This is a genomic window from Mesorhizobium sp. M0991 (genome assembly GCF_040318915.1).
In the GTDB taxonomy this organism is placed as follows: domain Bacteria; phylum Pseudomonadota; class Alphaproteobacteria; order Rhizobiales; family Rhizobiaceae; genus Mesorhizobium.
Window position 1 is genome coordinate 1 of sequence record NZ_JAMYNE010000014.1, and the last position, 20,117, is coordinate 20,117.

Sequence of the window (20,117 nt, forward strand, 5' to 3'; positions counted from 1 at the left end):
ACTCTATACGACCCACATTGGGTCGGCAGCGTAATGGCTGCTTCTGACAAGCCAGTACCAAAAGCAGACCGTCAACTTCCGGCCCATTTCAGCCGTTCAGTGACAAGCATTCCCATGCCGTTCAGGGCGCTGTGTGCTCGTTTCCACCCGCCGGCTTCGGGATGGATCGGCCGGAAAGACTCTATTCGGTCGATCCGGTGTCCGGCAGTTCCATGTCGGTGACGACGTTCTCGCCATTCGTCACGTCATAGGCGAGGACGATGTCCATGCCCGGCTTCAGCGCATCGAGATCGGTTTCGGCGTTCAGCTTGTAGGACTTGCCGTCGTCCAGCGTCAGCGTCAGCGCATCCTTGTCGACCTTCTTGATCAGGCCTTCGGTCTGGCCGGCGAAGGCGGCGGTGGAAATCAACAGCGTGGCGGCAACAGCGCCAATCAGGATACGCATCATCGTCCTCTTTAATCATTGCCGGTACAGCGGCTCGTCCAACGGAACGGAACTGAGCAGAAACCAATCGAATGTGTCAAAACTAAATCCGCCGGATCACAGTTTGACCACTGTGGAAAACGCCAATAGAAGGCAGGCGACAGCGCCGCGCGTCCTCCTGGACGCGCAAAGGACGCTGTAGCACTTTTGATTTTGTGCATGATCGTTTCCGAAAATCGCTCCGATTTTCGAGGTCATGCGCTAGGCCGGCTCCGCCGCCGGCAGGGCTGGTTCCATGTCGCACAATACGTTCGGCCATCTTTTCCGCGTCACCACCTGGGGCGAAAGCCACGGGCCGGCGCTGGGCTGCGTCGTCGACGGCTGTCCGCCAGGCATCCGCTTCACTCGCGACGAGATCCAGGCCGAGCTGGACAAGCGCCGCCCCGGCCAGTCACGTTTTGTGACGCAGCGTCGCGAACCGGATGAGGTCAAGGTCCTGTCCGGCTTCATTCTCGATGAGGACGGCGAGACGATGATCACCACCGGCACGCCGGTGTCGATGCTGATCGAGAATGTCGACCAGCGCTCCAAGGACTATGGCGACATCGCCCGCCAGTTCCGGCCGGGCCATGCCGATTACACTTACGAGGTCAAATACGGCCTGCGCGATTACCGCGGCGGCGGTCGCTCCTCGGCGCGTGAGACTGCGGCGCGGGTGGCGGCCGGGGCGCTTGCCCGCAAGGTTGTGCCAGGCATGGTGGTGCGCGGCGCGCTGGTGTCGATGGGCGAAAAATCGATCGATCGCGCCAACTGGAACTGGAATTTTGTCGGCGACGCCGAAAACCCGTTCTTCACTCCCGATCCGGCGTCGGTCGCCGTTTTCACCAAATATCTGGACGGCATCCGCAAGGCGGGCTCCTCGGTCGGTGCGGTCATCGAGATCGTCGCCGACGGCGTGCCGGCGGGGCTTGGCGCGCCGATCTATGCCAAGCTCGACCAGGACATCGCCGCCGGCCTGATGTCGATCAACGCCGTCAAGGGCGTCGAGATCGGCAACGGTTTCGAGGCCGCCCGCATCACCGGCGAGGAGAATGCCGATGAGATGCGCATGGGCAATGACGGCAAGCCGGTCTTCCTGTCCAACAATGCCGGCGGCATCCTCGGCGGCATCTCGACCGGCCAGGCGATCGTCGCGCGCTTCGCCGTGAAGCCGACCTCGTCGATCCTGACGCCGCGAAAGTCGATCGACAAGGACGGCAACGATGTCGAGATCATGACCAAGGGCCGGCACGATCCATGCGTCGGCATCCGCGCCGTGCCGATCGGCGAGGCGATGGTTGCCTGCGCCATTGCGGATCATTATCTGCGGCATCGGGGACAGACGGGAAGGGAGTAGGGGAGTAGGGCAGTAGGGCAGTATGTTGGTGCACGCCAAGCAGCCAATTTTTTTCCTTTCCCCTACTGCCGTACTGCCCTATTCCCCTACTCCCCTGCGAGTGAAACGAGCGCTTATGCCTTACGACCAGAAGAAGATCGTTGAAGCCCTGCGCGCCTTCGAGCGCGGCGAGATCGTCGTCGTCATGGACGATGACGGGCGCGAGAACGAGGGTGACCTGATCGTCGCCGCCGTCCATTGCACGCCGGAAAAGATGGCGTTCATCGTGCGCAACACGTCAGGCATCGTCTGCACGCCGATGCCGCGCGAGGAAGCCAAGCGGCTCAACCTGTCGCCGATGGTGGCCGACAATGATTCTGCGCACACCACTGCCTTCACCGTCAGCGTCGACTTCAAGCACGGCACCACGACCGGCATTTCGGCGGACGACCGCACGCTGACGGTGCGCAATCTCGCCAATGGCAATGTCGGCGCGTCCGATTTCGTGCGCCCCGGTCACATCTTTCCGCTGATCGCGCGCGAAGGCGGCGTGCTGATGCGTTCGGGCCATACCGAAGCCGCGGTCGACCTCTGCAAGCTCGCCGGCCTGCCGCCGGTCGGCGTCATTTCCGAGCTGGTCAATGATGACGGCACTGTCATGCGCGGGCCGCAGGTGCAGGCCTTCGCCGAAAAGCACGGGTTGAAGCAGATCTCGGTTGCTGACCTCATCGCCTACCGGCAACGCAAGGAAACGCTGGTCGAACGCGTCGCCTGTTCCGACATCGAGACGCCCGGCGGCAAGGCGCAGGTCTTCACCTACACGCTGCCCTGGGATTCCATGCATCACGTGGCGGTCGTCTTCGGCGATATCCGCGACGGCGTCGAGGTGCCGGTACGCCTTCATTCCGAAGACGTGGTCAGCGACGTCTTCGGCACCAGCCACCGCCTGGACGCCATCATGAAAGCGATGGGCGAGCGCAAGCGCGGCGTCATTGTCTATCTGCGCGAAGGCTCTGTTGGTGTCGCCCATCAGGAGCGCAAGCGGCCGGCTGCCGGCGACCGCGAGGATCATGAAGAGGCGCGCCGGCGCGAGAACGAATGGCGCGAGATCGGCCTCGGCGCGCAAATTCTCAAGGACCTCGGCATTTCCTCGATCAATCTGATCGCCTCGCGCGAGCGCCATTATGTCGGCCTCGAAGGCTTCGGCATCCATATCGCCAAGACCGAGATTCTGTAGGCCGTTCTCACGATGCTGGTATGCGTCCGGCCCTGCTCGGGGCCGGACGCACCGGAAACTATTCCGCAGCGACCGCGGCTGCGTCGCATGCAGCCATGTCGCAGTTCGGCGCGGCAAGGCTGCGCTGGCCGGCGAGCACGATGACCAGCGCGATTGTGCCCGATGCCACCGATACCCAGAACCCGTTCTGCGCGCCGAAAGCGTCCACCATCCAGCCGGCGGCGAACGAGCCGAGCGCCATGCCGATGCCGATGCCGGTCATCACCCAGGTCACGCCTTCGGTCAGCACCGCCTCGGGCACGCGCCGTTCGATCAGGCCGAATGCCGTGATGAAGGTCGGCGAGATCGCCACGCCGCTGACGAAGACGGCCAGTGCCAGCAGCGGCACGGTGTCGGCGACGAGCAGCGGCAGCGTGGTAAGCGCAATGATAGCGATTGCGATGGCAAGCTGAATTTGCAGCGGCATTTTCAGGTTCAGGGCGCCGATGATGATGCCGACGACGAACGATCCGAGCGCGTAGACGCCGATGACGAAGCTGGCGGCGCCCGGCTGGCCAAGCTCCTTGGTGATCGCCACCGTGCTCACCTCGGTGGTGGCGAAGGTCGCGCCGATGAAGATCAGGGCCAAGGTGAGGATCTGGACCGGCCGCAGGCGGATTGCCGAGCCGCCCGAACCGTGTTCCACCGGTCGGGCTCGCGGTTCGGTCGAGCGCTGCAGGATGAAGGCCGTCGAACCGAAGGCGAGGAACAATGTGCTCGCGAGCACTCCCGCCTCCGGGAAAAGCGCGACACTCAGTCCGACCGACAGCGATGCGCCGGCGATGTAGACCAGTTCGTCCGCCGCCGACTCGAAGGCGAACGCCGTGTTCAGTTCGGGGCGGTTGCGAAAAATCTCCGTCCAGCGTGCGCGCACCATTGCCGGGATGCTGGGCATGACGGCGGCGAGCAGCGCCGAGACGAATAGCGTCCATATCGGCCAATGCTGATTGGCCGCCGCAATCAGGATCGCGAAAGCGAGCGTGGAAATCACGGTAGTCGGCACCACAATCCGCGTCTGGCCGAGGCGATCCACCAGCCGCGATACCTGTGGGGCGACGAAAGCGTTGGCCAGCGCATATGTCGCGGAGACGGCGCCGGCCAGCCAGTACTCGCCATCGGTCTGTGACAGCATGGCGACGATCCCGATAGGAGCCATGGCCATCGGCAGCCGGGCAACGAAGCCGGCTGCGGCGAAGCCTTTGGCGCCAGGAGCGCGAAAGATCTGGGAATAGGGATTTTGCATGGTCTGGCTCCTCGACAACGGATAGTCCGACGATTACATACGTAGCGTATGAGTTTAAATAGATCATACGTCTCGTATGTCAATTGGCATACGAGACGTATGTTAATAGGGCCAGACCATGCACAGACCACGCAAGGAGATGATTGCCGAAACCCGCGCCAAGCTGATCGGGGCGGCGCGCCAGGCCTTCGGCACGCTCGGCTATGCCGAAGCGTCGATGGATGATTTCACGGCATCGGCCGGGCTGACGCGCGGTGCGCTCTATCATCACTTCGGCGACAAGAAGGGCCTTCTCCAGGCGGTCATCGCCGAGATCGACGCCGAAATGTCGGCCCGGCTGAAGGTCGTTTCGGCCAAGCCGGACAATCTCTGGCAGGGCTTTGTCGACGAATGCACCGCCTATATCGAGATGGCGCTGGAGCCGGAGATCCAGCGTATCGTGCTTCGCGACGGGCCGGCGGTGCTCGGCGATCCATCGCAATGGCCAAGCCAGAGCGCATGCATCCGTTCGATGACGGAGAGCCTGCAAAGGCTGAGCGACGACGGAACCATTCTCGCCGTCGATTCCGAAGCCGCGGCAAGGCTGGTCAGCGGCGCCTCGCTGCATGCGGCGCAGTGGATCGCAAATTCGAACGATCCCGAAGCGACATCGAAGAAGGCAGTGAAGGCGTTCAAGGTTCTTCTGGAAGGGCTGCTCAATCGCACCGGCAGGCTGCATCAGCCTGATCGACCGTCGGCAATGCAGCCCGAAGTTGCCCGATCACCGGCCTGAGGTCATTCTTTTCGCCAATGTCAGACGGCTCGCGCTGGATCCAGCCGAGGCCGGCCGCGTAAACCCTGTTGAACATCGCGTCACCAGTGCGCGAAAACATGGCCAAAGCGGTGAGGCGCGCCTATATCGGGGCATGGCTACGAGACTTTACACCCATCCGATTTTCCTCGAGCACATAACACCGCCCGGTCACCCGGAGCGGCCGGACCGTCTGCGCGCCATTGAGCGTGTGCTTGACGATGAGGCTTTCGTGACGCTCGATCGCGTCCAGGCGCCGGAAGGCGACGAGGCAACCATCCTCTACGCGCATCCGCCCGAATTCGTCGACCGGGTCCGCGCAGCGATACCGGACACCGGCATCGCCCGTATCGACGCCGATACCACCGCCAGCCCAAAGAGCTGGCAGGCTGCCGTGACTGCGATCGGGGCTGCCAACGCCGCTGTCGACGACGTCTTCACCGGCCGTGCCGACAACGTCTTCGTCGCCGCGCGGCCGCCCGGCCATCATGCCGAAAAGACCACCTCCATGGGTTTTTGCCTGTTCAACACCGCGGCAATCGCGGCACGCTACGCCCAGAAGAACCATGGCGTCGACCGCGTCGCCGTCGTCGACTGGGATGTGCATCACGGCAACGGCACCCAGGACATCTTCTGGGACGATCCGTCGGTGCTCTATTGCTCGACACACCAGATGCCGCTTTACCCCGGAACCGGGGCCGTGAGCGAAACCGGCGCCGGCAACATCGTCAACGCGCCGCTGGCGCCGCAGAGCGGCAGCGATGCGTTCCGCGACGCCTTTCTGTCACGCATCCTGCCGGCGCTCGACAATTTTGCGCCCGACCTCATCATCATCTCCGCCGGTTTCGACGCCCACCACCGCGATCCGCTGGCCGAGATCAACCTGACCGAGGATGATTTCGACTGGGCAACCGGCCAGTTGCTCGAACGCGCCGGACGCCATAGCGGCAACCGGCTCGTCAGTCTGCTCGAGGGCGGCTACGATCTGCAGGGATTGGCATTTTCAGTCGCCGCCCATGTCGGGCGGCTGATGAAGGGATAGATGATGCCTGGTGAGACCAACGAGGACGTCAAGGCGATGAGCTTCGAGCAGGCGCTCGAGGCGCTGGAGAGGATCGTCGACGATCTGGAGCGCGGCGACGTGCCGCTCGACCAGTCGATCCGCATTTATGAGCGCGGCGAGGCGCTGAAGGCGCATTGCGACCGGCTGCTGAAAGCGGCCGAGGACAAGGTCGAGAAAATCAGGCTGTCGCGCGACGGCAAGCCGGTGGGGACAGAGCCGCTGGATGCGGATTGAGGCGCGGCCTCGAACAACAATTGTGCTTTCCGGCTTTGGACATCATGATTGAGGATAAAACTCATCCCGTTTGAAACGGCTCCAGGACGAGAGGAGATTGCGAACGATGTGCAGAAACATCAAAACCCTGTTCAATTTCGATCCGCCGGCAACCAATGACGAGGTTCGCGATGCCGCACTTCAGTTTGTCCGCAAGCTGAGCGGAGCGACGCGGCCGTCGAAACAGAACCAGCATGCGTTCGACCATGCCGTCGAGGCCATTGCCGCATCGGCGCGCGAATTGCTCGATAGCCTTGAGACGACGCAGCATCCGCGCAATCGCGAAGAGGTGGCGGCCAAGGCGAAGGCCAAATCTGCACTTCGCTTCGCCTGAGGGGACCGCGTGAGCTTCTTTCCCGGAAACGACCCGCAGTTGGGCGATGCCTTCGCCAGCGATCAGATCGAGTTGATGGTCATTCCGAACGCCAAGGATATTGGCGGATTTCAGGTTCGCCGCGCCTTGCCGACGGCCAGGCGCCGGCTGGTCGGACCCTTCATCTTCTTCGACCGCATGGGTCCGGCCGTTCTGCGGGCCGGCCAGGCGCTCGACGTGCGCCCGCATCCGCATATCGGCCTGTCGACGGTGACCTACCTGTTCGACGGCAAGATCAGGCACCGCGATTCGCTCGGCACCGAGATGGTGATCCAGCCCGGCGACGTGAATTTGATGACCGCCGGCCGCGGCATCGTCCATTCGGAGCGCACGCCGGAAGAATTGCGCGGCGCGCCAATGTCGGTTTCCGGCCTGCAGACATGGTTGGCGCTGCCGGACGGCAAGGAAGAGGTCGCGCCGGTCTTCGAAAACACCGCGGCCCCGCGCCTGCCCGAGATCGATGCAGAGGGTGTCAGCGGGCGTATCGTCATCGGTGCGTTTTCCGGGCTGCGCTCCCCGGTCGCCACCGCTTCGGACACGCTTTATGTCGATCTCAGGCTGGCGCCGGGTGCCAGCGTGAAAATCCCAGCCGAAGCCGAGGAGCGCGCCATCTATACGCTGGAAGGCGCGGTTTCGATATCCGGTGACAGCTTTCCGGCCGAGCGGCTGCTGGTTTTCCGGCCCGGCGATGAGATCGTTGTCTCATCGGAGGGCGGCGCCCATTTCATGCTGTTTGGCGGCGCTTCGCTCGGTTCGAAACGTTATATCTGGTGGAATTTCGTATCGTCCTCAAAGGAACGCATCGAGCAGGCGAAAGAAGAATGGAAGACGGGCCGCTTCGATATCGTTCCCGGAGACGAGCAAGAGTTCATCCCGCTGCCCGAAAGCTGATGCGCGTTACCGCCACATTTACATTCGCCGGCCAGCGGCATATTTCACGATGAACAGAAAATCTGACCAGGCTCGCAAACAGTGAACGCAAAGCCCGATACGCCGCTTCTCGACAAGGTCCGCGTCCCAGCCGATTTACGCACGCTTGCCGAAGGCGACCTGCCGCAGCTGGCGTCCGAGCTTCGCGCCGAGCTGATCGACGTCGTTTCCCATACCGGCGGGCATCTCGGCGCCGGCCTTGGCGTCGTCGAACTGACCGTCGCGCTGCACTACGTCTTCAACACGCCGGACGACCGGCTGATCTGGGACGTCGGCCACCAGGCCTATCCGCACAAGATCCTGACCGGCCGCCGCGACCGCATCCGCACGCTGCGGCAGGAGGGCGGGCTGTCCGGTTTCACCCGTCGCGTCGAGAGCGAATACGATCCGTTCGGCGCAGCCCACTCCTCGACCTCGATTTCAGCCGGCCTCGGCATGGCGATGGCGCGCGATCTGTCCGATGGCCGCAACAATGTCATTGCCGTCATCGGCGACGGCGCCATGTCGGCCGGCATGGCCTATGAGGCGATGAACAATGCCGGCGCACTCGATGCCCGGCTGATCGTCATCTTGAACGACAACGATATGTCGATCGCTCCGCCGACCGGCGCGATGAGCGCCTATCTGGCCCGTCTGGCGTCGGGCAAGACCTATCTGGGCTTGCGCGATTTCGGCAAGAAGCTGACGTCCTATCTCGGCGAGCGCGCCGATCGCGCCATCAAGCGCGCGGTCGAGCACGCACGCGGCTACGTCACTGGCGGCACGCTGTTCGAGGAAATGGGTTTCTACCACATCGGCCCGATCGACGGTCACAACCTCGAGCACCTGATCCCGGTGCTGAAGAACGTCCGCGACAATGCCGACGGCCCGGTGCTGATCCATGTCGTGACCCAGAAGGGCAAGGGCTATGCCCCGGCCGAGGCGGCCGCCGACAAATATCACGGCGTCAACAAATTCGACGTCATCACCGGCGCCCAGGCCAAGGCGCCCGCCAATGCGCCGAGCTACACCAAGGTGTTTGCCGAAAGCCTGATCCAGGAGGCCCGAGAGGACGACCGCATCGTCGCCATCACCGCCGCCATGCCGAACGGCACCGGGCTTGACCTGTTCGGCGAAGCGTTTCCGGCGAGGACCTTCGATGTCGGCATTGCCGAGCAGCATGCGGTGACCTTCGCCGCCGGCCTTGCCACGGAAGGCTTCAAGCCTTTCGCGGCGATCTACTCGACCTTCCTGCAGCGCGCCTACGACCAGGTCGTTCACGACGTGGCGATCCAGAAATTGCCGGTGCGCTTTCCGATCGATCGCGCCGGCTTCGTCGGCGCCGATGGCGCCACGCATTGCGGCGCCTTCGACACTACCTTCCTGGCGACGCTGCCCGGTTTCGTCGTCATGGCCGCGGCCGATGAGGCCGAACTGCGCCACATGGTACGCACCGCTGCAAGCTACGATGACGGCCCGATCGCCTTCCGCTATCCGCGCGGCAATGGCGTTGGTGTCGAGATGCCGCAACGCGGCTCGGTGTTGGAGATCGGCAAGGGCCGGATCGTCAGGGAGGGCACCAAGGTTGCGCTGCTTTCCTTCGGCACCAGGCTGCAGGATTGCCTGGCCGCGGCCGAGGAGCTTGGCGCGGCCGGGCTTTCGACCACGGTGGCCGATGCCCGTTTTGCCAAGCCGCTCGACGAGGATCTGATCCGGCGGCTGGCCCGTTCGCACGAGATACTGGTGACGGTGGAAGAGGGCGCTGTCGGCGGCTTCGCCAGCCATGTGCTGCAGTTCTTGGCTCACGAAGGGCTGCTGGAGAGCGGCCTGAAGGTGCGCCCGCTGGTGCTGCCCGACGCTTTCGTCGACCATGCCAAGCCGGAAAAGATGTATGCCGATGCCGGGCTGGACAGCGCCGGCATCGTGCGCACCGTGTTCGTGGCACTGGGGCATACCGCGCAGGCCCAGCGCGCCTAGCTTTTAGACGCATTTCCCGCGACGCCAAAGCGATCAACTTGGCTGCAAGATGCTAGTCTGAATCAAATTCTCAACTGCTTGAATCAAATTGCCGGTGAACAGTCGTAACATGCTGTTTACGCTTCCGTTTGGCGATTTGCTTACCGTGTCCTTTGGCCATTTTTCAACGCCGCCCTGCTAGCAGGCAACCAGGCAGGGGAAAGAAGACCAATGAGATCGCTTTTGGGGCGGCATCGCGCTAACGGCCATCTTCGCCGAGTCGACCGCGGCCGAAACGCGCTACGACCGCAATCTCGAAAACGCGGTGATGGGCGTCGTCGCCGGCAAGATCGGCGAAATCCGTGGCGGCTTTACCGACAAACAGGCGCCGCAATTCGTCGTGCGCGATACCTTGCCGAAGGCGCCCATTTCCGTTGACCGGCCGCGCCCGCAGGTGTCCGGCGACAGCAACGAAGGTCTGACGCCGGCCGTCGAACGGCGGGCTTCGCGGACCATCTTCTAAAGGATGATCCCGATAAGGCTCTAGAAACTAGACTAGAACCACATATCCCGCACACAGCGACCATCTCTCGGCAAATCCTCGAATGTATCGAGACCATCGAAATGGTCGATCGGGAGATCGGCGACGGCCTCGGGCGGCGCAAGCCTCACATTGACGGCGATGCGGTAGCGCCCAGCCGCATCGGGATGCAAACCGCGCCAGGCCAGGACGCAAGCGCACGTTGGACAGAAGAGAATCTCAAGCGAAGGATGAGCCTTTCCGGCGCGCCGATAGGCGCTTACGGGCCCGGCAAGGCGGATGCGTTCGTCGACATAGTCGTAAGCCCAGAGCGTGCCGTAGCGACGGCAAAGTGTGCAATTGCAGGCAGTGATCGAACCTGGATCGCCCTCCAGGGTCCAGTGGGCTGCGCCGCAGTGGCAGGTTCCCGTCAGCATGTTCCTCCTCCGCGTTTCGACGGCAAAACGGCATCGCTTTCTTAGCATTGCGTCGGGCCTGGCGCGAGGTTCGACAAACAGCGCAGCGGCTGATGAGTTCACCCGCTTTTCCAACTATGCCTTGTCTCATCGCCAATATCCTTGCCATCATCGTTGGCATTCGCCATGAAGGCCGATGACTTCCCTTCCGCCAGCCAGCATACGCCAGCGGCTCGACGAATTGCTCGTCCAGCGCGGCCTGTTTGCCAGCCGCTCGCGTGCCCGTGACGCGGTCGAGCGCGGCACCGTGACGGTCGATGGCATCGTCGCCCGCAAGCCGGGCCAGGCCGTTCTGCCTGAGTGCAACATCGTCGTTGACGATCCGGCGCAAGGTTACGTCTCGCGCGCCGCACTGAAGCTGAAGGCTGGTCTCGACCATTTCGGCCTCGACCCCACCGGTAGCGAAGCCCTCGATGTCGGTGCCTCGACCGGCGGCTTCACGCAAGTGCTGCTCGAACGCGGCGTGGCGCATGTCACGGCGATCGATGTCGGGCACGGCCAGATGCACTCCGACATTGCCGGCGATCCGCGCGTGACGGTAATTGAAGGCCTGAATGCGCGCGAACTGTCGGCCGCCGATCTCGGCGGCCGTGTGCCGGATTTCATCGTCTCGGATGTCAGCTTCATCTCGCTGAAACTGGCGCTGCCACCGGCGCTTGCTTTGGCCAGGAACGGCGCAAAAGCCGTGTTTCTGGTCAAGCCGCAATTCGAGGCCGGCCGCGAGGCAATCGGCAAGGGCGGCCTGCTGAATGACCCCTATGATGCGGCGCGTATTGCCGGCCTGATGCAGGACTGGCTCGACACCATTCCCGGCTGGCGCTCGCTTGGGCTGCATCTGTCGCCGATAGAGGGCGGCGACGGCAACCGCGAGTTCCTGCTCGGCGGCATCAAGGACGTCGAGACCCAGAAGCGATGAGCACCCGTTTCACGATCGCAAGATTGGGCTCGCAGGGCGACGGCATCGCCGAGACGGAAACCGGCGAGGTTTTCATTCCATTCGCGCTGCCGGGAGAGGTCGTCACCGCCGCGCGGGAGAAAGATCGCGCCACCTTGATGTCGGTGCTTGAGGCTTCGCCGCTGCGGGTCGATCCGCCGTGCCGGCATTTCGGCGCGTGCGGCGGCTGCGCCGTCCAGCATCTCGAGACTGAAGCCTATCACCGGTGGAAGCATGAAAAAGTCGTACACGCACTGAAGAGCAAGGGCATCGCTTGCGATGTCGGCGCGCTGGTGCCGTGCGCGCCGCACACGCGCCGCCGCGTCGTCTTCACCGCCCGGCGGAGCGAGGCGGGAATGCAGTTCGGCTTCGTCCGCGCGCTGTCATCCGAGATCATCTCGATCGAGGAATGCCCGATCTCGCTGCCGCAGATCGTCGCTGCGCTCGACCGTTTGAGGATGCTTGCTGGGCTGATCTGCACCACGACCAAATCGTTCCACATGGCGGTGACGGTGACCGGTTCCGGCCTCGATGTCGCGGTTCACGATTCCGGCAAGCTCGGCGAGAACCAGCGCCGCGTCGCCTCCAACTTCGTCATCGCCGAGGGGCTAGCCAGGCTGTCGGTCGACGGCGAGATCATTATCGAACCAAAGAAACCGGTCATCCTGTTTGGTGGCGTCGCCGTCGCAGTGCCTCCGGGCGCTTTCCTGCAGGCGACCGAGGCTGCCGAACAAGCGATGGCCAACATTGTCGGCCAGCATCTCGCTCGTGCCAAAAAGGTCGCCGATCTCTTCGCCGGCTGCGGCAGCTTCGCGCTGCGCCTGGCCGCAAAATCGGAGGTTCATGCGGTGGAAGGCGATGCGGCAGCACTCTCGGCGCTTGACCGGGCCTTCCGTTTCGCCAGCGGCCTGAAGCGGGTGACCGGCGAACGTCGCGACCTGTTCCGGCGGCCGCTCACATTCAAGGAGTTGAATGCCTTTGACGGCGTTGTCTTCGACCCGCCTCGCGCCGGCGCCGAGGACCAGTCGAAGCAGATCGCGCGCTCCGACGTGCCGCTCGTCGCCGCAGTGTCCTGCAATCCGGTAACGCTGGCGCGGGATCTTCGCATCCTCCTCGATGGCGGCTACGCCCTGAAAGGCGTTACGCCGATCGACCAGTTCCTGTGGTCGCCGCATGTCGAGGCCGTGGCGCTGTTGGAGAAGCCGAGACGAAGGCGATAGCAGCATTTATGGGGCGCGAAAATGCGCACCAACAAAGCGCATTTGAACGTGCGTTGTTCAAAATGTGCTAGGAAATTGCAATGAGCACCAAAGCCTTTGAGATTTCGGCATCGCGCTTCGGCGAGGAGCGGGCGCCGTTTCTCTCGCCAAGGCGGGTCGCTGAACTGCTGGGGATCAATATGACAGAACTGGCGGGGCTACGGGTCTCGCGCGCAACACGCTTGCCGCCAAGTCCTGCGCGCGCAAGGTCGACGCCGCATTGAGTCCCATCGTCCGTATCCTGGTGATGGCCGGCGAGATGGCCGGTGATGAACATCGTGCGGCCATCTGGTTCAAGCATCAGCCGATCCCCGGTTGGGCCGGAAAGACCGCCTAGGATCTCGTTCGCGAAGGCAAGACGGACAAGGTGCTTGCCTATCTGGAGGCAGTCCGCTCCGGCATCTATGCCTGAACCCAGGCTGATCCTATGGTGCGCTTTTGTGCCGCGCTGGGCCCATCTGCCGCTTTCCGGTGAGGGCGCGGCCCGCTTCGGCGGCCGCTGGAATCCGATTGGCACGCCGGCGATCTACGCCGCCCGGGAACTGTCCACGGCTTGGGCTGAGTACAATCAGGGTTTTGTCCAGCACCCGGCGCTGATTGCACAATTGAAACTGTCAGGCGCCCGGCTGGCCGACCTGACAGGCGCCGATACGCTGTCGAAGCTCGGTGTAACGGCGGACATTCACCGATGCGAATGGCGTGACATCGTGGATAGAGGTTTTGTGCCCGAGACGCACCAGCTGAGAAACCGCTTGCTTGCCGACGGGCTGCACGGCGTGATCTACCCGTCCTTCATGTCGCCCGGCGGCACATGCGTCGCGCTGTGGAACGAAAACGATGCTCCGGGTCTCGAAATCATCGATCCCGACCATCGCCTGCCGAAAACACCGGCTTCATGGTTTTAGGGCAGTTCGAGCTGCGGCGAGCACACCCGCCTCCATCTCTTCCAACGTCTTCGGCCTGCCTTTGTGGGGCAGGGATCCAAACACGTCCTCGGGCCGTGTCTCGGCGAAGACCCGCGCTGGTTTCAGCAGCACGCCCTCCGGAGTATCTTCGACCAGCAGACATGTGCCGGTGGCCCATTGCTTCTGCTCTCGGATCGCGCTGGGCAGCACGATGCTTCCGTCTGCCGAGACTGTGGTCGTGAGCCCTTTCATGGTAGGCATCGCGGCGCATCCTTTTAGCGAACGCAAGACATAAACCAGGTGACAGCCGCCATCAAACCCTGGTGCCGCCGACCGTCATCTGGTTCATCCTGAGATGCGGCTGGCCGACACCGACCGGCACACCCTGTCCGGCCTTGCCGCACATGCCGATGCCGGTGTCGAGCTTCATGTCGTTGCCGATCATCGAAACGCGATGCATGGCATCCGGCCCGTTGCCGATCAGCATGGCGCCCTTGATCGGTTGCGTCACTTTGCCGTTCTCGATCATGTAGGCTTCGGTGCAGCCGAACACGAACTTGCCCGAAGTGATGTCGACCTGGCCGCCACCGAACGACACGGCATAGATGCCGTTCTTGACGGAGGCGATGATCTCGTCCGGCTCCATGTCGCCTGCTGTCATGTAGGTGTTGGTCATGCGCGGCATAGGCTCGTGCGCGTAACCTTGGCGTCGCCCGTTGCCGGTGGCTTTCATGCCCATTAGCCGGGCGTTCTGGCGGTCCTGCATGTAGCCGACCAGCTTGCCATCGTTGATCAGAACGTTATGGGCCGAAGGCGTGCCCTCATCGTCGACAGTCAGCGAACCTCGCCGCTCGGGCATGCTGCCGTCATCAACGACGGTGACGCCTTTCGCCGCCACCTGCTGGCCAAGCAGGCCGGCAAAGGCCGACGTCTTCTTGCGGTTGAAATCGCCTTCCAGGCCGTGGCCGACCGCCTCGTGCAACATGACGCCCGGCCAGCCGCTCGACAGCACGATGTCGAAAGTGCCGGCAGGCGCTGGAACCGCTTCGAGATTGACCAGCGCTTGCCGCAATGCCTCCTTGGCAGCGTGCCGCCAGCTGTCCTCGACCAGGAATTCGCCAAAATCCTTGCGGCCTCCCATGCCGTAGGAGCCGCTCTCCTGGCGGTCGCCGTCGCCGACCACCACCGACACGTTGATCCTGACCAGCGGACGGATGTCGCGCACCATCTGGCCGTCGGCGCGCACGATCTCGATATGCTGCCAGGAGGCGGCGAGCGACGCCGTCACCTGCCTGACGCGCGGATCCTCGGACCGCAGCCATGCATCGATTTCCTGGAGCAGCTTGGCCTTGGTCTCGAAGGAAGGCGAGGGGATAGGGTTTCCGTCGCCGTAGAGATGGCGGTTGGTGCGGGCAGGCGCTGCTGCAAGCGTGCCGGAATAGCCGCTTTTCACCGTCGAAACGGCGTCGGCTGCGCGCAGCAGCGAGGCTTCGGAGAGATCGCTGGAATGGGCGTAGCCGCTGGCTTCGCCGGCGACGGCACGCAGGCCGAAACCCTGGTCGGTGTTGAAATTCGCGGTCTTCAGCTTGCCATTGTCGAACATCAGCGATTCGCTCTCGCTGTATTCGAGAAACAGTTCACCGTCGTCGGCGCCGTTAATAGTCTCGGCAACGATCTGCTTGATGCGATCGTCGGAAATGTCGAATTGGCCGATCAGGCTGTTCATGGCAGATCCATTCGCAGGAGGATTGTTTCCCACGATGTAGGCGCGAAGGCCCCCACAGACAATCTGAAATGAGATTTTGCCGTGACCGCGGCCGGTCAACATCACTGGATCGTGCTACAACACCGCGTTCAGGGCAGGGCGGCGAAGCCGTCGGCGAAACCCTTGAGGTCGACGGGAATGCCGATGCCCTCTTCCGGTGTCTGGAAGACGATGAAGGTGGCGGACGTACCGGTCTTCAGCGTGTCGAGCAGCGGCTTTTCCAGGATGACCTCGGCATAGCAGCCGTCCTGGAAGCAGCGCACGAAGTAGGCGCGGCCGATATCCTTGCCGTCGACATTGAGGCCGAGGCCGTTGGGCAACAGCACACCGAGCGGCGCCAGCACACGAAGGATTTCGGCCTTGTTGTCGGCTGTGCGCAGCACGACGACGGAAAGACCCATTTCCGGGCGGTCCTCGGCGACGACGTTCTGCATCATCACGCATTGTTCGGACGTAGCACCGGCCGGCGTATCGCAGATGATCGACCACGCCCCATGCGTCGACTTCACCGTGCCGCTTGGCTGCGCGGCATTGGCCAGGCCGCCGCCGGACAAGGCTATTGCGGCGGCAACAAGGATGACCTTCGCCAAGGTTCTCGAAAGCCAAGGGTTCATGACGGCTCCATTGCGAATCACGGCACTTTAAGCCGCACTAAACCCAAGTAAAGGACGAGACCCCGGCGATCTGCCCCGACATAGGCGACAATGCGCTTTTCAGTGCGAATTTCGCCCTAATTGCGACTGTTCCGCGCGCCGCGCGGCTCATTCTACCCGGACGCCGCTTCGGTGATTCGCGGCGAGCCGTCACCGCAGGATGCCAGCGCCACGCTTGCGCGCAAAAATGCCGCACGGGTTCCGGCGCTCCTTTCTTGCGGAGGCAAATAGAGTATGGTTTGAACCAGCCTTGAATTGTCCGGGATTCCCGTCCCGGCATTGTTCGACATTCTTGCGGTCCGATCGCGAGGAACTGGGAGATGACGAGGGCGATGAGAAAATTCCTGGCAACCGCCAAAATCGTAGCTAGTGCCGCCGCCACGTTGTTTGCCGCTGCATCCGCTCATGCAGCCCAGCCCCAACCTTGGGAAACCAGTTTTCAGCCTCCGGCGACCGACATTATGAGGCAGATCGAGTGGTTCGGGAACTACTCGTTCGCGTTCATCATTGTGATCACCGCCTTGGTGCTTTTCCTGATCGCCTACTGCATTTTGCGGTTCCGGGCGAGCGTCAACCCGACCCCGTCGCGCACCAGCCACAACACGCTGATCGAGGTCATCTGGACTGTCGGTCCCGTCGTCATCCTGCTCTGTCTCGCCATTCCCTCGTTCCAGCTGCTGACCGCGCAATACACGCCGCCGGAAGAAGCCAAGCTGACCGTCAAGGCGACGGGCAATCAGTGGAACTGGGATTACGAATATCAGGTCGACAACACGCTTTCCTTCAATTCCGCGATCCTTCAGGATGCCGACAGGGCTGCTGCCGGCAAGGAAGATCGCGCCGCTTATCCGCGCCTGCTCGCCGTCGACAATGAGATGGTGGTGCCGGTCAACACCATGACCCGCGTACTGGTGACGGCGACCGACGTCATTCACGCCTTTGCCATGCCTTCCTTCGGCATCAAGACCGACGCGGTGCCGGGCCGCATCAACGAGGTGTGGTTCAAGGCCGACAAGGAAGGCCTCTATTACGGCCAGTGCTCGGAACTCTGCGGCAAGGACCACGCCTTCATGCCGATCGCCATTCGCGTCGTCTCCGATGCGCGATACAAGACCTGGCTGGCGGCAGCCAAGACCGACCTTCCCGGCGCCAACAAGGCGCTGATGGCCGAGGTCGATGGCACGAACAAGGTAGCGGCCGCCGGCAACTGATGCCGCGACCAGAAAAGATTCAGGGAACGGAGCCGACCATGGCAGACGCTGCAGCTCACGACGACCACGACCACAAGCCGTATCATGGCTGGGTCCGGTGGGTGTATTCGACCAACCACAAGGACATCGGTACGCTTTATCTGATCTTCGCGATCATGGCGGGCTGCATCGGTGGCGCCTTGTCGGTCGTCATGCGCATGGAATTGCAGGAGCCGGGCATCCAGATATTCACTGGCTTGGCGCAGATGGTCTACGGCATGAACGGTGACGCCGCCATCGACGGCGGCAAGAGCATGTACAATGCTTTCACCACCGCGCATGCGCTGATCATGATCTTCTTCATGGTAATGCCGGCGCTGATCGGCGGCTTTGCCAACTGGATGGTGCCGATCATGATCGGCGCGCCGGATATGGCGTTCCCGCGCATGAACAACGTGTCGTTCTGGCTGCTGCCGCCGGCTTTCATCCTGCTGATTTTCTCGGCCTTCGTCCCGAGCGCGCCCGGCGCCTACGGCGTCGGCGGCGGCTGGACGCTTTATCCGCCGCTGTCGACATCGGGCCAGCCCGGACCGGCCATGGACCTGGCGATCCTTTCAATCCACATCGCCGGCGCCTCCTCGATTCTTGGCGCCATCAACTTCATCACCACCATCTTCAACATGCGCGCGCCCGGCATGACCATGCACAAGATGCCGCTGTTCGCTTGGTCGGTGTTGATCACCGCCTTCCTGCTGCTTCTGTCGCTTCCGGTGTTGGCCGGCGGCATCACCATGCTTTTGACCGACCGCAATTTCGGCACCACGTTCTTCGCCCCGGACGGCGGCGGCGATCCGATCCTGTTCCAGCACCTGTTCTGGTTCTTCGGCCATCCGGAGGTCTACATTCTGATCCTGCCGGGTTTCGGGATCATTAGCCACATCATCTCGACCTTTTCGAGGAAGCCGGTGTTCGGCTATCTCGGCATGGCCTATGCGATGGTTGCCATCGGCGCGGTGGGCTTCATCGTCTGGGCCCACCACATGTACACGACGGGCCTGTCGCTCGACACCCAGCGCTATTTCGTCTTTGCCACCATGGTCATCGCGGTGCCGACGGGCGTGAAGATCTTCTCGTGGATCGCCACTATGTGGGGCGGGTCGATTTCGCTCAAGACCCCGATGCTGTGGGCGATCGGCTTCATCTTCCTGTTCACTGTTGGCGGCGTCACCGGCGTGCAGCTGGCCAATGCCGGCCTCGACCGCCCGCTGCACGACACCTACTTCGTGGTCGCGCACTTCCACTACGTGCTGTCGCTGGGCGCGGTCTTCGCGATCTTCGCCGGCTGGTACTACTGGTTCCCGAAAATGACCGGCTACATGTACTCACCCGTGATCGCGAACACCCACTTCTGGGTCACTTTCGTCGGCGTCAACCTGGTCTTTTTCCCGCAGCACTTCCTCGGCCTTTCCGGTATGCCGCGTCGCTATATCGACTATCCCGATGCCTTCGCCGGCTGGAATATGGTGTCGTCCTACGGCTCGTACATCTCGGCTGTCGGCGTCGTCATCTTCCTGTTCGGCGTCTTCGAGGCGTTCCAGAAGAAGCGGGTCGCCGGCGCCAATCCTTGGGGCGAGGGTGCGACCACGCTGGAATGGCAGCTGCCTTCGCCGCCGCCGTTCCACCAGTGGGAACAGTTGCCGAAGATCAAGTAGGCGGTTGCCTCCTTAATACGGAACCGCCGGCCGACAGGCGGTTTTGGCCAACGGAATGATGGACTTTAAGTACGCATGGCCCTTGCCGAAGACAGACTGATTGACGAGCCGGGCTTCCGCATGTCGGAAGCGACGGCGGGCGATTTCTTCGCCCTGCTGAAGCCGCGCGTCATGTCGCTGGTGGTGTTCACCGCGTTTGTCGGCATGGTCGCCGCCCCGGTGACCATCAATCCGCTGCTGGCGGTGATCGCGATCCTGGCTATTGCCATTGGTGCTGGCGCGTCCGGTGCGCTCAACATGTGGTACGACGCAGACATCGATGCGGTGATGACGCGCACCGCCGGCCGTCCCGTGCCGGCCGGCCGCATCCGGCCAGGCGAGGCATTGAGTTTCGGGTTGGTGCTGTCGGTTTTATCGGTGATGACGCTCGGCGTGCTGGTCAACTGGTTGGCCGCATCGCTGCTGGCCTTCACCATCTTTTTCTATGCCGTCATCTATACGATGTGGCTGAAGCGCTGGACGCCGCAGAACATCGTCATCGGCGGTGCTGCCGGTGCCGTTCCGCCGGTCATCGGCTGGGTGGCGGTAACCGGATCGGTCAGCCTCGAAAGCTTGGTGCTGTTCCTGATCATTTTCCTGTGGACGCCGCCGCATTTCTGGGCGCTCGCGCTCTTCAAGTCGGAGGACTATGCGAAGGCAGGCATTCCGATGATGCCGAATGTCGCCGGCCAGGCCTCGACCAGGCGCCAGATCTTTGGCTATGCGCTGGTCCTCGCGCCGGTTGGCGTGCTGCCCTGGGTTCTCGGCTTCACCACGCCGGCCTATGGCGTCGTTGCATTGCTGCTCGGCGGCGGCTTCGTCTGGTATGCGTGGAAGGTGCTGCAAATGGCCGATGACGACCGGGCGATGAAGCCGGCCAAGGCCTTGTTTGGCTATTCGCTGCTCTATCTCTTCGCCATCTTTGCCGCCTACCTTGGCGATTGCGTCGTCGCGCGCGCGCTGACCATCGGTGGGGCGTGAG

21 protein-coding genes and 1 pseudogene are annotated in these 20,117 nt (G+C 62.9%); 16 read left to right on the forward strand and 6 right to left on the reverse strand.

The genetic code is table 11. From position 1 onward, the window contains the following. Window positions 1-181 precede the first annotated feature (181 nt). Window positions 182-445 (reverse strand): DUF1344 domain-containing protein, encoded by a 264-nt coding sequence (locus tag NKH70_RS20340; RefSeq protein WP_023716902.1) that lies wholly within the window; start codon window positions 443-445, stop codon window positions 182-184. Between the two features lie 274 nt (window positions 446-719). Here NKH70_RS20340 and aroC point away from each other — a divergent pair, with 274 nt between their 5' ends. Together aroC and ribB are read left to right on the forward strand one after the other, a co-directional pair. Then, window positions 720-1,820 carry a chorismate synthase gene (gene aroC / locus NKH70_RS20345; protein WP_352716415.1) on the forward strand — a complete coding sequence of 367 codons (1,101 nt, stop codon included), beginning with the start codon at window positions 720-722 and terminating at the stop codon, window positions 1,818-1,820. Between the two features lie 115 nt (window positions 1,821-1,935). Next, entirely contained in the window at window positions 1,936-3,036 is a 1,101-nt protein-coding gene (gene ribB, locus NKH70_RS20350) for a 3,4-dihydroxy-2-butanone-4-phosphate synthase (RefSeq protein WP_023716904.1), read from the forward strand. A gap of 58 nt (window positions 3,037-3,094) precedes the next feature. Here ribB and NKH70_RS20355 read toward each other — a convergent pair whose 3' ends face one another. After that, window positions 3,095-4,318 (reverse strand): MFS transporter, encoded by a 1,224-nt coding sequence (locus NKH70_RS20355; protein WP_352716417.1) that lies wholly within the window; start codon window positions 4,316-4,318, stop codon window positions 3,095-3,097. Window positions 4,319-4,436: 118 nt separating this feature from the next. Here NKH70_RS20355 and NKH70_RS20360 point away from each other — a divergent pair, with 118 nt between their 5' ends. The 7 genes from NKH70_RS20360 to NKH70_RS20390 all read left to right on the forward strand — a co-directional run bounded on the left by NKH70_RS20360 (window position 4,437) and on the right by NKH70_RS20390 (window position 10,205). Further along, complete coding sequence (locus NKH70_RS20360) at window positions 4,437-5,090, forward strand: TetR/AcrR family transcriptional regulator (protein ID WP_352716419.1); 654 nt, start codon at window positions 4,437-4,439, stop codon at window positions 5,088-5,090. A 133-nt stretch (window positions 5,091-5,223) separates the two neighbouring features. Beyond that, window positions 5,224-6,150: a histone deacetylase family protein gene (locus NKH70_RS20365; protein ID WP_352716421.1), complete on the forward strand. Its 927-nt coding sequence runs from the start codon at window positions 5,224-5,226 to the stop codon at window positions 6,148-6,150. A gap of 3 nt (window positions 6,151-6,153) precedes the next feature. Next, the gene (locus tag NKH70_RS20370; protein ID WP_352912451.1) at window positions 6,154-6,405 is read left to right on the forward strand and encodes an exodeoxyribonuclease VII small subunit; all 252 of its coding nucleotides are present in this window, start codon (window positions 6,154-6,156) and stop codon (window positions 6,403-6,405) included. A 106-nt stretch (window positions 6,406-6,511) separates the two neighbouring features. After that, window positions 6,512-6,778 (forward strand): DUF2277 domain-containing protein, encoded by a 267-nt coding sequence (locus NKH70_RS20375; RefSeq protein ID WP_352716423.1) that lies wholly within the window; start codon window positions 6,512-6,514, stop codon window positions 6,776-6,778. A gap of 9 nt (window positions 6,779-6,787) precedes the next feature. Further along, window positions 6,788-7,708 (forward strand): pirin family protein, encoded by a 921-nt coding sequence (locus tag NKH70_RS20380; RefSeq protein ID WP_352716424.1) that lies wholly within the window; start codon window positions 6,788-6,790, stop codon window positions 7,706-7,708. An 81-nt stretch (window positions 7,709-7,789) separates the two neighbouring features. Beyond that, window positions 7,790-9,703 (forward strand): 1-deoxy-D-xylulose-5-phosphate synthase, encoded by a 1,914-nt coding sequence (dxs, locus tag NKH70_RS20385; protein WP_352516531.1) that lies wholly within the window; start codon window positions 7,790-7,792, stop codon window positions 9,701-9,703. Window positions 9,704-10,010: 307 nt separating this feature from the next. Further along, window positions 10,011-10,205, forward strand: a complete 195-nt coding sequence (locus tag NKH70_RS20390; protein ID WP_352716425.1) for a hypothetical protein — start codon at window positions 10,011-10,013, stop codon at window positions 10,203-10,205. A 32-nt stretch (window positions 10,206-10,237) separates the two neighbouring features. On the opposite strand, the gene NKH70_RS20395 is transcribed toward NKH70_RS20390, so the two are convergent. Continuing rightward, window positions 10,238-10,639, reverse strand: a complete 402-nt coding sequence (locus tag NKH70_RS20395; RefSeq protein ID WP_352716427.1) for a GFA family protein — start codon at window positions 10,637-10,639, stop codon at window positions 10,238-10,240. 175 nt (window positions 10,640-10,814) lie between these two features. Between NKH70_RS20395 and NKH70_RS20400 the strand changes: the two genes are divergently transcribed. The 4 genes and pseudogenes from NKH70_RS20400 (at window position 10,815) to NKH70_RS20415 (ending at window position 13,776) form a co-directional block, all read left to right on the forward strand. Then, on the forward strand, window positions 10,815-11,594 hold the full coding sequence (locus NKH70_RS20400) for a TlyA family RNA methyltransferase (protein ID WP_352716428.1): 780 nt from the start codon (window positions 10,815-10,817) through the stop codon (window positions 11,592-11,594). Continuing rightward, entirely contained in the window at window positions 11,591-12,832 is a 1,242-nt protein-coding gene (locus NKH70_RS20405; protein ID WP_352716430.1) for a class I SAM-dependent RNA methyltransferase, read from the forward strand. The genes NKH70_RS20400 and NKH70_RS20405 overlap by 4 nt, the downstream gene beginning before the upstream one ends. A gap of 80 nt (window positions 12,833-12,912) precedes the next feature. Beyond that, a pseudogene (locus NKH70_RS20410) lies at window positions 12,913-13,283 on the forward strand (antitoxin Xre/MbcA/ParS toxin-binding domain-containing protein). Further along, window positions 13,249-13,776, forward strand: coding sequence for an RES family NAD+ phosphorylase (locus NKH70_RS20415; protein ID WP_502908386.1), 528 nt, complete (start codon window positions 13,249-13,251; stop codon window positions 13,774-13,776). Before NKH70_RS20410 ends, NKH70_RS20415 begins: the two are co-directional and overlap by 35 nt. On the opposite strand, the gene NKH70_RS20420 is transcribed toward NKH70_RS20415, so the two are convergent. The 3 genes from NKH70_RS20420 to NKH70_RS20430 form a co-directional block, all read right to left on the reverse strand. Further along, window positions 13,765-14,037: an AbrB/MazE/SpoVT family DNA-binding domain-containing protein gene (locus NKH70_RS20420; protein ID WP_352716433.1), complete on the reverse strand. Its 273-nt coding sequence runs from the start codon at window positions 14,035-14,037 to the stop codon at window positions 13,765-13,767. The genes NKH70_RS20415 and NKH70_RS20420 overlap by 12 nt on opposite strands. A gap of 52 nt (window positions 14,038-14,089) precedes the next feature. Then, window positions 14,090-15,502, reverse strand: coding sequence for a metalloprotease TldD (gene tldD, locus NKH70_RS20425; protein WP_352912448.1), 1,413 nt, complete (start codon window positions 15,500-15,502; stop codon window positions 14,090-14,092). A gap of 128 nt (window positions 15,503-15,630) precedes the next feature. Continuing rightward, window positions 15,631-16,155: an invasion associated locus B family protein gene (locus tag NKH70_RS20430; RefSeq protein WP_352716436.1), complete on the reverse strand. Its 525-nt coding sequence runs from the start codon at window positions 16,153-16,155 to the stop codon at window positions 15,631-15,633. Window positions 16,156-16,526: 371 nt separating this feature from the next. Here NKH70_RS20430 and coxB point away from each other — a divergent pair, with 371 nt between their 5' ends. The 3 genes from coxB to NKH70_RS20445 all read left to right on the forward strand — a co-directional run bounded on the left by coxB (window position 16,527) and on the right by NKH70_RS20445 (window position 20,116). After that, the gene (gene coxB, locus NKH70_RS20435; RefSeq protein ID WP_352716437.1) at window positions 16,527-17,405 is read left to right on the forward strand and encodes a cytochrome c oxidase subunit II; all 879 of its coding nucleotides are present in this window, start codon (window positions 16,527-16,529) and stop codon (window positions 17,403-17,405) included. Window positions 17,406-17,443: 38 nt separating this feature from the next. After that, window positions 17,444-19,096, forward strand: a complete 1,653-nt coding sequence (gene ctaD / locus NKH70_RS20440) for a cytochrome c oxidase subunit I (protein WP_292657466.1) — start codon at window positions 17,444-17,446, stop codon at window positions 19,094-19,096. Window positions 19,097-19,171: 75 nt separating this feature from the next. Continuing rightward, entirely contained in the window at window positions 19,172-20,116 is a 945-nt protein-coding gene (locus tag NKH70_RS20445; RefSeq protein ID WP_352716439.1) for a heme o synthase, read from the forward strand. Window position 20,117: the final 1 nt, after the last annotated feature.

Bases quoted from the DNA above. Each gene is read 5' to 3' on its own strand.
- NKH70_RS20420 (WP_352716433.1), bottom strand. From the start codon at position 14,037: ATGCCTACCATGAAAGGGCTCACGACCACAGTCTCGGCAGACGGAAGC.
- NKH70_RS20360 (WP_352716419.1), top strand. From the start codon at position 4,437: ATGCACAGACCACGCAAGGAGATGATTGCCGAAACCCGCGCCAAGCTG.
- NKH70_RS20340 (WP_023716902.1), bottom strand. From the start codon at position 445: ATGCGTATCCTGATTGGCGCTGTTGCCGCCACGCTGTTGATTTCCACC.
- tldD (WP_352912448.1), bottom strand. From the start codon at position 15,502: ATGAACAGCCTGATCGGCCAATTCGACATTTCCGACGATCGCATCAAG.
- NKH70_RS20390 (WP_352716425.1), top strand. From the start codon at position 10,011: ATGGGCGTCGTCGCCGGCAAGATCGGCGAAATCCGTGGCGGCTTTACC.
- NKH70_RS20395 (WP_352716427.1), bottom strand. From the start codon at position 10,639: ATGCTGACGGGAACCTGCCACTGCGGCGCAGCCCACTGGACCCTGGAG.
- NKH70_RS20400 (WP_352716428.1), top strand. From the start codon at position 10,815: ATGACTTCCCTTCCGCCAGCCAGCATACGCCAGCGGCTCGACGAATTG.
- NKH70_RS20445 (WP_352716439.1), top strand. From the start codon at position 19,172: ATGGCCCTTGCCGAAGACAGACTGATTGACGAGCCGGGCTTCCGCATG.
- ribB (WP_023716904.1), top strand. From the start codon at position 1,936: ATGCCTTACGACCAGAAGAAGATCGTTGAAGCCCTGCGCGCCTTCGAG.
- NKH70_RS20370 (WP_352912451.1), top strand. From the start codon at position 6,154: ATGCCTGGTGAGACCAACGAGGACGTCAAGGCGATGAGCTTCGAGCAG.
- NKH70_RS20355 (WP_352716417.1), bottom strand. From the start codon at position 4,318: ATGCAAAATCCCTATTCCCAGATCTTTCGCGCTCCTGGCGCCAAAGGC.
- aroC (WP_352716415.1), top strand. From the start codon at position 720: ATGTCGCACAATACGTTCGGCCATCTTTTCCGCGTCACCACCTGGGGC.
- NKH70_RS20375 (WP_352716423.1), top strand. From the start codon at position 6,512: ATGTGCAGAAACATCAAAACCCTGTTCAATTTCGATCCGCCGGCAACC.
- NKH70_RS20430 (WP_352716436.1), bottom strand. From the start codon at position 16,155: ATGAACCCTTGGCTTTCGAGAACCTTGGCGAAGGTCATCCTTGTTGCC.
- NKH70_RS20365 (WP_352716421.1), top strand. From the start codon at position 5,224: ATGGCTACGAGACTTTACACCCATCCGATTTTCCTCGAGCACATAACA.
- coxB (WP_352716437.1), top strand. From the start codon at position 16,527: ATGAGAAAATTCCTGGCAACCGCCAAAATCGTAGCTAGTGCCGCCGCC.
- ctaD (WP_292657466.1), top strand. From the start codon at position 17,444: ATGGCAGACGCTGCAGCTCACGACGACCACGACCACAAGCCGTATCAT.
- NKH70_RS20405 (WP_352716430.1), top strand. From the start codon at position 11,591: ATGAGCACCCGTTTCACGATCGCAAGATTGGGCTCGCAGGGCGACGGC.